The sequence below is a fragment of the Microbacterium sp. NPDC058389 genome (genome assembly GCF_042722305.1).
GTDB lineage: Bacteria > Actinomycetota > Actinomycetes > Actinomycetales > Microbacteriaceae > Microbacterium.
This window is the reverse complement of sequence record NZ_JBHXJQ010000006.1, coordinates 78,506-90,024: the sequence shown is the minus strand read 5'-3', so window position 1 is coordinate 90,024 and position 11,519 is coordinate 78,506. Positions and strand designations below refer to the sequence as shown.

The following is an 11,519-nucleotide window of genomic DNA, read 5'->3' as shown; positions in this document are numbered from 1 at the left end:
GGTGACGCGGGATCGGTCGCGGGCCTCAGCCGGCGATCGAGTCGGTGAGCTTGACGTAGGCGGCGGGACGCCGGTTCTTGATCCAGGCGGCCTGGACGTACCCGATGGCAGGCACCACCACGACGAGGCCGAGCAGGAACCAGCTGACGGCGCCGAACACGGGGTTGCCGTCGGCGTCGACGTCGCCGACCATGATCGGGAAATACGCGACGATGAGCGCGGCCGACAGCACCAGACCGACGAAGCCGAGGGCCGGGGCGATCATCGTGTTCCACACGCGGCGGTCCTTCTTCGTCTTCAGGAAGTAGACGATGACGGCCACGGAGGTGACAGCCATGAGGATCGCGATCGCGAGCGTCGCGACGCCGGCGAACCACGTGAAGACCTGCAGCACGGGGTCCAGGCCCAGCACCGCGAAGACGGCGATCAGCACGACCGCTGTGGCGGTCTGGACGAACGACGACACGTGCGGCGAGAGGTGCTTGGCGTGCACGGCGCCGAGCTTGTCGGGCAGCACGCCGGCGTTGGCCATCGAGTGCTGGTACCTCGTGACGACGTTGTGGAACGACAGGACGCACGCGAACATCGCTGTGATGAGCAGGATGTTGACCGCGACCTCGCCGAACGGTCCGAGGTAGCGGGCCATCGTCGCGATGATGAAGGTGCCGGGATCTTCGGCGATCTTGTCGATGACGCCGCTCGGGCCCCACGCCATGACCAGGCCCCACGAGGCGAGCGTGTAGAAGACGCCGATGCCGATGACCGCCGCGTACGTGGCACGCGGGATCGTGCGGTTCGGGTCCTTCGCCTCGTCACGGAAGATGGCGGTGGCCTCGAAGCCGATGAACGCGGCGATCGCGAACATCAGTCCGACGCCGGGGGAGCCGCCCGCGATGTTCGCCGGCTCGAACGGGGCGAGGCTGAGTCCCTCCGCACCTCCGGTCGCCACGACCACGACCACCATGGCGAGGACGATCCCGACCTCGGCGACCAGGAGCACGCCGAGCACCTTGCTCGACAGGTCGATGTGGCGGTAGCCGAGAACGCCGACGACGGCGATCGTCGCCAGCGACATGAGCCACCAGGGCAGGGTCGGGCCGCCGAGGGACTGCAGGGTGACCGAGAGGATGTAGCCGATGTAGCCGTACACCGACACCTGGATGGTCGTGTAGGTCAGCATCGCGATCCAGGCGCTCGCCAGTCCGGTCGAGCGGCCGAGGCCGTAACCGACGTAGGTGAAGAACGCGCCGGGCTTGGGCACGTGGCGGGTCATCGCCGCCAGGCCCACCGAGAAGAGCAGCAGGATGACGGCGCTGATCGCGTACAGGGCGGGGAAGCCGATCCCGTTGCCGAGCAGCATGCCCAGCGGGGCGGCGCCGCCGATCACGGTGAGCGGGGATGCGGCGGCCACCACCATGAAGACGATGGCGGTGACTCCGAGCGAGCCGGTGAGCGTCCGCGTGGCGGAGGCGGCGACTCCCTTCGATTCGAGCTGGGTCATGGCGGGACCTCCGAGACGAACGCGGGAACGGGATGCAGCGAGCCTCTCGTCGCCCGGTTGCGCGACCGTCTCCCGCCGATGAAACCTCCCGCATCCCGAGTGAGACCGCGGTCGCACGGTGTCTCATTCGGGCGACACACCCGCGAAACACGGGGGAAGCGGGGTGGCAACCGCGGCCGCGTAGCCTCGTGCGCGCACCACCGGAGGCGACATGACCGCACTCGAGCGCGCGATCGCGCGTCCTGACCCCGTCCACGAGTTCGGGGCTCGCTCACCGCTGTACGGCCTCGACCGTCGCAGCGTGGGGTTCCTCGATGTCCTCGCGCAGTCGGTGGCCGCCGTGGCGCCGGCAGCGGCGGCGACCACCGTGGTGCTGCTGGTCGCCGGGATCTCGCCGGCCGCGACGGTGCTGTCGATCGTGCTGGCCGGCGTGCTGAGCCTGCTCGTGGCGCGAACCATCGCGCAGTTCGCCCGCCGGTTCGCGGCCGCCGGGTCGACGTACACCTACACGGCGCGCGGTCTCGGCCCGGGGGCCGGGCTGGCCGCGGGAGCGGCGGTCCTCGTCGGCTACGGCGCCATCGCGATGTTCGCGCTGCTGGGAGGCGCCTACTACATCACGTTCCTGCTGCGCGCCGTCTGGCCGGATGCCGGCGGCCCGGGAGGACTCGCCGCGGTCCTCGCCGCCGAGGCGGCCTTCGTCGCCGTCGTGCTCGTGCGCGGCATCCGCATCTCCTCCCGCATCGCGCTGGTCGTCGAGGTGCTCTCGGTGGCCCTCATCGCCGTGCTGCTGGTGGTGCTGCTCGTGCGCATCGGCCCCGTGGACCCTGCGCGCGTGCTGGGCTTCGAGGAGTTCGATCCCGCGGCGCTCGCCGCGGGATCGGTCATCGCCATCACCGCGTTCGTGGGGTTCGAGAGTGCGTCGACGCTCGGCGTCGAGGCACGGTCTCCGCTGCGGACGGTGCCGCGGGCCATCGTGTGGACGGTCGTCCTCTCGGGCGGCCTGTACGTGCTGGCCGCGGTGGCTCAGGTCGCCGGCTTCGACGCCCTCGGCGCGCCCCTGGCCGAGAGCGCCTCGCCGATCAACGAGCTCGCGTCGGCGTACGGTCTCGGCGGCTGGGGCGTCGTCGCCGATCTCGGGATCGCGGCATCCTTCCTCGCGTGCGCGATCGGATCGACGACGGCCCTCACCCGCGTCCTGTTCACGATGGGACGCGACGGGGTCCTGCCCGCGCCGGCGGGCAGCGCGCACGCGCGGTTCGGCACGCCCATCGGCGCGGTCGCCCTCTCGTTCCCGGTGATCGCCGGCGTGCCGTTCCTGCTGCTGCTGGGCGGGCTCGATGTCCGCGCCGCGATGCACGTGACGATCGCGGTCGGCGGTGCCGGCTACATCGTCGGCTACATCCTGGTGTGCGCGGCGGCGCCCGTGTTCCTCCGCCGCATCGGGGAGCTGACGGCGGGGACGGCGGTCGCCGCGATCGCGTCGGCGGTGGCGCTCACCGGCGCGCTCGTGACCTTCTTCGCGGTGGACGCCGCATCGGGGAGCGCCGCACTGTGGATCGTGCTCGCCGTGGCCGCGCTCGCCGGGGTCGCGGTCGCCGTCCGGCTTCGTCGCGGCACCCCGTCGCTGGCACGGATCGGCTCCTACGACGAGCCCGTGGCGTCGCAGGTGCTGGGCGGCGTCGCCCGCGACGAGCGGGGCGGCGGTGACTGACGGGCGTGCGGCCCCCACGCTGACGGCACGCCAGCCGAAGGCGGTGCACAGCGCCCTGACGGTGCTCGAGGCCGTCGCCCGCCTCGGCGCGGGCGCGAGCGCCCACGAGATCTCGCGGGAGCTCGGTCTTCCGCGGGCGACGGCCTACCGGCTCCTCAACATCCTCGTGCAGGACGAGTATCTGGTCCGCACCCCGGACCTCGCCGGCTTCGCTCTGGGCGCCAAGGTCGTGCAGCTGGCCGCGGTCGCCGCACCGCCGGCGCGACTCACTTCGGCGGCGAGGGGAGTGGTGGCCGATACCCGCGCGGCGCTGCGCGGCGGCATCCACGTCGTGTTCTTCGTGGACGGCCGCGTGACGGTCGTCGACGCGGACCCCGACTTCCCGCTGTCGGATGCGGTGCGCCTGGTGCGCGAGCCCGAGCGCTTCGCGATCGGTCGGCTGCTGCTGCTCGAGCGCGGCGTCGCCGACCCGGCGGCGGCCCGCGACTTCGCGGAGCTCGGGGCGACCCGGCAGCTCGGCGAGCTCGCGCCGGCGTACGGCTGCGTCGCGGTGCCGATCCTCGACGGCGCCGGCCGGTTCGCCGGCGCCCTGGGGTTCTCGGGCTCCCGCCACCGGGCGGACGATCCGACGGACGTCCTGACGGTCCTGCGACCGGCCGCCGCGCGCCTCGGTCCGCTGGTGGTGTGACTCGGCCCTCCGCGGAGCAGGTAGACTCGACTCAGCTCTCCGCGAGGCGGCATCCAGGCCAACTCCCCCAGGACGGAAACGTAGCAAGGGTAACCAGGCTCTGCCGGGTTCGCGGAGAGTCTTACTTTTCCCGGCGGTCTCTCTGTCGCCGGGTCGGAGCCCGCCCATAGGCTGGGTGAGTGGCGCAGAGTATCTACATCACGTCGGCAGAAGGCCACTCGGGCAAGTCCACCGTCGCCCTCGGCGTCCTCGACGCGCTGAGCCACGCGACACCGCGTGTCGGGGTGTTCCGGGCGATCGCGCGGTCCACCGTCGAGCGCGACTACGTGCTCGAGATGCTGCTCGACCATGACGGCGTCGACCTGCCGTACGACGAGTGCATCGGCGTCACCTACGACGACGTCCGTCATGATCCGGACGCCGCCCTCGCGACGATCGTCGAGCGCTACAAGGCCGTCGAGGCCCAGTGCGACGCGGTCGTCGTCCTCGGCAGCGACTACACCGACGTCGGCAGCCCCGCCGAGCTCGCGTACAACGCCCGCATCGCGGCCAACCTGGGCGCCCCGGTGCTGCTGGTGCTCGGCGGCCGGTCGGCGCAGAACGAGACCCAGCCCGAGCAGCTCGGCTCGTCGGTCGCCCGCACGCCCGCGGAGGTGGGGCAGATCGCGGATCTTGCGCTCGCCGAGCTCGCGCACGGGCGCGCGAAGCTGTTCGCGGTGGTCGCCAACAGGGCGGATCCGGCGCTGACCGGCGAGACGATTGCCGAGATCCGGCGCGCGGTGGCGGCATCCGCTGCCGCCCCTGTCGCGGGCGCGGCTCCTGTTCCGGTGTGGGCGATCCCCGAGGACCGCTTCCTCGTCGCGCCGTCGATCCGGGGCATCATGCGGGCCGTCGACGGCTCACTGCTCTCGGGCGACCCCGACCGGCTCACCCGGGAGGCGCTCGCGGTCGTCGTGGCGGGCATGTCGATGGTCAACGTGCTGCCGCGACTGCTGGAGGGCGCGGTCGTGATCATCCCCGCCGACCGCTCCGAAGTGCTGCTGGCGACCCTGCTGGCCAACGCGTCGGGCACGTTCCCGTCGATCTCGGGCATCGTCCTCAACGGCGGGTTCGAGCTGCCCGAGCCGGTGACGCGCCTGCTCGACGGGCTCGGCTCGAAGGTGCCGATCATCACGACAGAGCTCGGCACGTACGAGACGGCGGTGCGCATCATGAGCACGCGCGGACGCCTCGCCGCCGACTCCCAGCGCCGCTACGACACCGCGCTCGCGCTGTTCGAGCAGAGCGTCGACATCGACGAGCTGCTCACCGCCTTCGGCGTCGCACGGGCGACCGTGGTCACGCCCCTCATGTTCGAGTTCCAGCTCATCGAGCGGGCCCGCGGGCAGCGCAAGCGCATCGTGCTGCCCGAGGGCGACGACGACCGCGTGCTGCGCGCCGCGGCGACCGTGCTCAAGCGCGGCATCGCAGACCTCGTGATCCTCGGCGAGCCGTTCGAGGTCCGCGCCCGCGCGATCGAGCTGGGCATCGACATCCAGGGTGCGGAGGTGCTCTCGCCGCTGGACGCCGTGCACGTGCACAAGTTCGCCGAGGAGTACGCGCGATTGCGGGCGCACAAGGGCGTGACGGTGGCGCAGGCGGCGGACACCGTCACCGACGTCTCGTACTTCGGCACGATGATGGTCCACCTGGGCTTGGCCGACGGCATGGTGTCGGGCGCCGCGCACACCACGGCGCACACGATCCGGCCGGCGTTCGAGATCATCAAGACGAGGCCGGGCGTCTCGGTCGTCTCCAGCGTGTTCCTCATGGCGCTCGCCGACCGCGTGCTCGTCTACGGCGACTGCGCGGTGATCCCCGACCCCACGAGCGAGCAGCTGGCCGACATCGCGGTCTCGTCGGCGGCGACGGCGGCGCAGTTCGGCATCGATCCCCGCGTCGCGATGCTGTCGTACTCGACCGGCGAGTCGGGCTCCGGCGCCGACGTCGAGAAGGTGAGGGATGCCACGGCCCTCGTCCGTTCGCGGGCCCCCGAGCTGCTCGTCGAGGGCCCGATCCAGTACGACGCCGCCGCGGACGCGGCGGTGGCGGCGGCGAAGATGCCCGGATCGCAGGTCGCCGGACGCGCCACGGTGTTCGTCTTCCCCGACCTCAACACCGGGAACAACACATACAAGGCGGTGCAGCGCTCGGCCGGCGCGGTGGCCATCGGCCCCGTGCTGCAGGGCCTCAACAAGCCGATCAACGACCTGTCGCGCGGCGCCTTGGTCGACGACATCGTCAACACGATCGCGATCACCGCGATCCAGGCGCAGGGGGAGTGACCCGCATGATCCCCGTCCTCGTGATCAACAGCGGCTCGTCGTCGTTCAAGTACCAGCTGCTCGACATGGCGACCGAGCGCACGCTCGCGTCGGGCCTCGTCGAGCGGATCGGCCCTTCGACAGGCTCAGGGACCGGTCTCGGCGTCGCCCGCCACACGGTGTACGCCGCCCCGGTGGGCTCGGCGACCGGGGAGGTGACGGGCATGCCGGCGTTCCTCGACGCGACGCGCACGCGCGAGCTGCCGATCCCCGACCACACGGCGGGGTTCGCCGTGATGCTCGAGGCCTTCGCGTCGGACGGGCCGTCGCTGTCGGACCAGCCGCCGGTGGCCGTCGGCCACCGCGTCGTGCACGGCGGTGCGCGGTTCTTCGAGCCGACGCTCATCACCCCCCTCGTCGAGATCAACATCGACGAGCTGTCGCTGCTGGCGCCGCTGCACAACCCGGCCAACCTCGCCGGCATCGTCGCGGCCCGGCGGGCGTTCCCCGACGTGCCGCACGTCGCGGTGTTCGACACGGCGTTCCACCAGACGCTGGCCCCCGCGGCCTACACGTACGCGATCGACGCGGAGGTGGCGGCATCCCATCGGATCCGCCGCTACGGATTCCACGGCACGTCGCACAAGTTCGTGAGCGAGGCGGCGGCCGCGTTCCTCGGGCGGCCCGTCGAAGACCTCAGGCAGATCGTGTTCCACCTGGGCAACGGCGCGTCGGTCACCGCCATCGACGGCGGTCGCTCGGTCGACACGTCGATGGGCTTCACGCCGCTGGAGGGGCTCGTGATGGGCACGCGGTCGGGCGACATCGACCCGGCGGTGCTGTTCCAGCTGTCGCGGCGTGCCGGTATGTCCGTCGACGACCTCGACGACCTGCTCAACAAGCGCAGCGGCCTGCTCGGGCTCGCCGGCTCGAACGACCTGCGCGACATCCGCGCGGCCATCGAGCGCGGCGAGGAGCGGGCGATCCTCGCGTTCGAGGTGTACGTCCACCGCCTGCGAGGCTACGCGGGCGCCTACCTCGCCCAGCTCGGCGGCGCCGACGTCATCTCGTTCACCGCCGGTGTGGGCGAGAACGCGCCCCACGTGCGCGCCGGTGCGCTCGAGACGCTCGGGTTCGCAGGCGTCGAGATCGACCACGAGCGCAACGAGAGCCCGGACCGCGGCATCCGCGTCATCTCGACGGACGCCTCGCGCGTGACCGTCCTCGTCGTCCCGACCGACGAAGAGCTCGAGATCGCGCGACAGACCCTCAGCGTCTCCCGCGCGTAACCTGCCCCCCGTACTCTGAAGCCCATGGACGCCCTTCCCGATCTCACCGCCTACGACGCCGTGCTGTTCGACCTGGACGGCGTGCTGACACCGACAGCCGAAGTGCACATGCACGCGTGGCAGACGATGTTCGAAGAGCTCTTCGCCGCGTGGGACATCACGCCGGCGTACACCGAGCGCGACTACTTCGACCACCTCGACGGCAAGAAGCGCTACGACGGCGTGGCGAGCCTCCTGCGCTCGCGCGACGTCGAGGTGCCGTGGGGCGATCCGTCCGATCCGCCGTCCGCCGACACGGTGTGCGGCATCGGCAACCGCAAGAACGCGGTCTTCGAACGTGTGCTTCGCGCCGACGGCATCGCCGCGTATCCTGGATCGCTGCGCCTGCTCGATGCACTGGCGGAGGCCGGAACCCCGGTCGCCGTGGTGTCGAGCTCCAAGAACGCCGAAGAGGTGCTGGCAGCCGCCGGCATCCGCGACCGGTTCGCGGTCGTGATGGACGGTGTGATCGCGGAGCGGGATCACCTCGCCTCCAAGCCCGCGCCCGACGTGTTCGTCGAGGCGGCGCGGATGCTGGGGGTCGAGCCCGCTCGCAGCGCCGCGGTCGAGGATGCCATCAGCGGAGTGCGCTCTGCGGCCGCGGGCGGCTTCGGGCTGGTGGTGGGCGTCGACCGTGGCGTCGGGGCGCAGGACCTGGTGGATGCCGGGGCACATGTGGTGGTGAAGGACCTGGAGGATTTCGTACGATGATCGATCGCGATCGGTTCCCCGTCGACCCGTGGCGGCTCGTCGAGAAGTCGTTCGACGTGGACGACGCCGGCGTCACCGAGACGCTGTTCGCCGTCGGTAACGGCTACCTGGGGCTGCGCGGCAACCACCCCGAGGGGCGGTTCGCGCACGAGCACGGCACCTTCATCAACGGGTTCCACGAGACGTTCCCGATCCGTCACGCCGAGCAGGCGTACGGGTTCGCCGAGGTCGGGCAGACCATCGTCAACGCTCCCGATGCCAAGGTCATGCGCGTGTACGTGGACGACGAGCCGCTGTCGCTCGACGTCGCGGACGTCCGCGAATACGAGCGCGTCCTCGACTTCCGCGACGGCGTGCTGCGCCGCCACATCCTGTGGATGACGCCGTCCGGCAAGGAGGTGCGGATCGAGTTCGAGCGCCTCGTCTCGTTCGAGGAGAAGCATCTCTCCGTCATGTCGGTCGAGGTCACGGTGCTCAACGCCGACGCGCCCGTCACCATCAGCTGCCAGATGATCAACCGCCAGGACGGCGAGGACGTCTACGGCGGCATGGCGCCGACGCGCCGCGCCAAGGCGGCCTTCGACCCGCGCAAGGCAGAGCGCATCCACGAGCGCGTGCTGCAGCCCCAGGAGTACTGGCAGGACGACACGCGGGCGGCGCTGTCGTACCGGGTCACCGAGTCCGGCATGTCGCTCGCCGTCATCTCCGACCACCTGGTCGAGACCGGGAACGAGTACAGCGCGCGCTCGCTCATCGAGCCCGACATCGCCAAGAACGTCTTCCGCGTGCAGGCCAAGGCCGGCGTGCCGGTGAAGGTCACGAAGCTCGTCAGCTATCACACGTCACGCGGCGTGCCGGCGCGCGAGCTGATCGACCGCTGCCGTCGCACGCTCGACCGCGCGCTGGGCGAGGGCGTCGACGCGATCCGCGCGCGCCAGCGCGCGTGGCTCGACGGGTTCTGGGAGCGCTCGGACGTGCGCATCGGCGGTCACGACGACCTGCAGCAGGCCACGCGCTGGTGCCTGTTCCAGCTCGCGCAGGCCGCGGCGCGCGCCGACGGCCAGGGCGTCCCCGCCAAGGGCATGACCGGCTCGGGCTACTCCGGCCACTACTTCTGGGACACCGAGATCTACGTGCTCCCGTTCCTCGCGTACACGACGCCGCTGTGGGCGCGCAACGCGCTGCGCATGCGCTACCTCATGCTGCCCGCCGCCCGCCGCCGGGCGTTCCAGCTCAACGAGGCCGGCGCGCTGTTCCCCTGGCGCACCATCAACGGCGAGGAGGCGTCGGCGTACTACGCCGCCGGGACCGCGCAGTACCACATCAACGCCGACGTGAGCTTCGCGCTGGCGAAGTACGTGCGCGCCACGGGCGACGACGAGTTCCTGCACCGCGAGGGCGTCGACATCGCGGTCGAGACGGCCCGGCTGTGGGCGACGCTCGGTTTCTGGCGCTCGAGCGACGGCGTGGCGGACGCCAACGAGGCCGGCGAGGGCGAGGTCTTCCACATCCACGGCGTCACCGGCCCCGACGAGTACACGACTGTCGTCAACGACAACCTGTTCACGAACGTCATGGCCCGCTTCAACCTGCGCTTCGCGGCGCGCACCGTCCGTGAGATGGCGGAGCTCGACGGCGAGGTGTACCGGCAGATGGTCGACCGCCTGGCCCTCGAACCGGGCGAGCCCGAGGCGTGGGACCGGGCCGCCGAGGCCATGCACATCCCGTTCAGCCCGAGCCTCGGCATCCACCCGCAGGACCACGTGTTCCTCGAGCGCGAGGTGTGGGACCTGGAGAACACGCCGGCCGACAAGCGGCCGCTGCTGCTGCACTTCCACCCGCTGGTGATCTACCGGTACCAGGTGCTCAAGCAGGCCGACGTCGTCCTCGCCCTCTTCCTGCAGGGCAACCACTTCTCGCCCGAGGACAAGCTCGCCGACTTCGAGTACTACGACCCGCTGACGACGGGCGACTCGACGCTGTCGGCGGTCGTGCAGTCGATCCTGGCGGCCGAGGTCGGGTATCAGGACCTGGCGCTGGACTACTTCCGGCAGTCGATCTTCGTCGACCTCGCCGACCTGCACCACAACGCGTCCGACGGCGTGCACGTGGCCTCGGCGGGCGGGGTGTGGACGGCGCTGGTGTCGGGCTTCGGCGGCATGCGCGACCACTTCGGCGAGCTGTCGTTCGATCCCCGGCTTCCCGCCGCGTGGCCGTCGCTGGAGTTCACGCTCCACTGGCACGGCACGCCGCTGACCGTCACCGTCACGCGCGACGAGCTGCACGTGAAGGCAGGCGAGGGCGACCCCGTCGGCTTCAGCGTGCGCGGCGTCGGCTACGTCGTCGGCGCGGGCGAAGAGGTCGTGGTGGCGCTGGACGGCCAGGGGCCGGTGATCCCGGGGCGTCCCACGCTGCGCACGCTCGGCGAAGCACGCCGCGAGGACGGCTCGCTGCTGTCGGCCTCGGTGCCGACGGTGACCTCGACGATCCCCATCATCGTCGCCGACTCCGAGACGGCCGCGCACGACTGACCTGCGGCCGGCTCGCGCCGATGGCCGGATGCCGCCGCTCAGTCCTGGGCGGCGGCTGCGGCGCGAGCGGCCTCGGCGGCGCGCACGACCCACTTGGGCAGCTCGCCGTAGCGCTGGAACGGCACGACCTCGCCGGCCGCGCTGTCCTCGATGAGCTGGGCGAGCCGCCGCTCGCGCGTGGCCTCCTGCTTGGCCGAGAGCACCCAGTGGACGACCTGCCGGCGGTAGGTCGGGGTGGCCGCGTCGAGGAACGCGGAGGCCGCGGCGTCCGCCGCGACGCGGGCGGACCACTCGGGCGGCAGCTCCTGACCGGGGTTCTCGTGCGAGTACACGCCGGTGCGGTCCTCTCGGCGCCGGGCGTAGGCCGCGAGCCCCGCCTCGGTCATGAGTCCCTGGGCGGTGAGCTGCTCGACGAGTTCGATGTTCACCTTCGACCAGTTGCTCGAGGGCTTGCGCGGCGACCAGCGCTGGCGCACGGCGTCGTCGTCGATGCGCTGCGCCACCGAGTCGATCCAGCCGAAGCAGAGCGCGACGGGAACCGCCTGCTCCCACGTCAGCGGGCGTTCGGCGACGTGCTTCTTGTACAGGCCCATCCACAGCTCGGTGGCCGAGTCGTGGTTGGCCTCCAGCCACGCGCGGAACTCGTCAGGCCCCGAGAAGAAGACGGCCGGCCGCTCTGAGGTGCCGCCGGGGGTGCCGATCATCGCCATGCGCCGAGTCTGCCAGCCGAGGCCGACACTTCGGCA

General features: G+C 71.5%; 8 protein-coding genes and 1 other RNA gene. 7 read left to right on the top strand and 2 right to left on the bottom strand.

Going from position 1 to position 11,519, the window contains the following annotated elements:
• Nucleotides 1-25: 25 nt before the first annotated feature.
• The gene (locus ACFWJ8_RS10190; RefSeq protein WP_378811063.1) at nucleotides 26-1,501 is read right to left on the bottom strand and encodes an APC family permease; all 1,476 of its coding nucleotides are present in this window, start codon (nucleotides 1,499-1,501) and stop codon (nucleotides 26-28) included.
• Between the two features lie 211 nt (nucleotides 1,502-1,712).
• On the opposite strand from ACFWJ8_RS10190, the gene ACFWJ8_RS10185 reads away from it, so the two are divergent.
• The 7 genes from ACFWJ8_RS10185 (at nucleotide 1,713) to ACFWJ8_RS10155 (ending at nucleotide 10,773) form a co-directional block, all read left to right on the top strand.
• Nucleotides 1,713-3,212: an APC family permease gene (locus tag ACFWJ8_RS10185; protein WP_378811062.1), complete on the top strand. Its 1,500-nt coding sequence runs from the start codon at nucleotides 1,713-1,715 to the stop codon at nucleotides 3,210-3,212.
• Nucleotides 3,205-3,900, top strand: coding sequence for a helix-turn-helix domain-containing protein (locus tag ACFWJ8_RS10180; RefSeq protein ID WP_378811060.1), 696 nt, complete (start codon nucleotides 3,205-3,207; stop codon nucleotides 3,898-3,900). Before ACFWJ8_RS10185 ends, ACFWJ8_RS10180 begins: the two co-directional genes overlap by 8 nt.
• 30 nt (nucleotides 3,901-3,930) lie before the next feature.
• An RNA gene (gene ffs, locus ACFWJ8_RS10175) (signal recognition particle sRNA small type) lies at nucleotides 3,931-4,027 on the top strand.
• 52 nt (nucleotides 4,028-4,079) lie between these two features.
• Entirely contained in the window at nucleotides 4,080-6,224 is a 2,145-nt protein-coding gene (gene pta, locus ACFWJ8_RS10170; RefSeq protein ID WP_378811059.1) for a phosphate acetyltransferase, read from the top strand.
• A gap of 5 nt (nucleotides 6,225-6,229) precedes the next feature.
• Entirely contained in the window at nucleotides 6,230-7,492 is a 1,263-nt protein-coding gene (locus ACFWJ8_RS10165) for an acetate kinase (protein ID WP_378811057.1), read from the top strand.
• A 24-nt stretch (nucleotides 7,493-7,516) separates the two neighbouring features.
• Nucleotides 7,517-8,242: an HAD family hydrolase gene (locus tag ACFWJ8_RS10160; RefSeq protein WP_378811056.1), complete on the top strand. Its 726-nt coding sequence runs from the start codon at nucleotides 7,517-7,519 to the stop codon at nucleotides 8,240-8,242.
• The gene (locus ACFWJ8_RS10155) at nucleotides 8,239-10,773 is read left to right on the top strand and encodes a glycoside hydrolase family 65 protein (protein WP_378811054.1); all 2,535 of its coding nucleotides are present in this window, start codon (nucleotides 8,239-8,241) and stop codon (nucleotides 10,771-10,773) included. The genes ACFWJ8_RS10160 and ACFWJ8_RS10155 overlap by 4 nt, the downstream gene beginning before the upstream one ends.
• Before the next feature lie 38 nt (nucleotides 10,774-10,811).
• Here ACFWJ8_RS10155 and ACFWJ8_RS10150 read toward each other — a convergent pair whose 3' ends face one another.
• Nucleotides 10,812-11,483 carry a YdeI family protein gene (locus ACFWJ8_RS10150; protein WP_378811053.1) on the bottom strand — a complete coding sequence of 224 codons (672 nt, stop codon included), beginning with the start codon at nucleotides 11,481-11,483 and terminating at the stop codon, nucleotides 10,812-10,814.
• Nucleotides 11,484-11,519 lie beyond the last annotated feature (36 nt).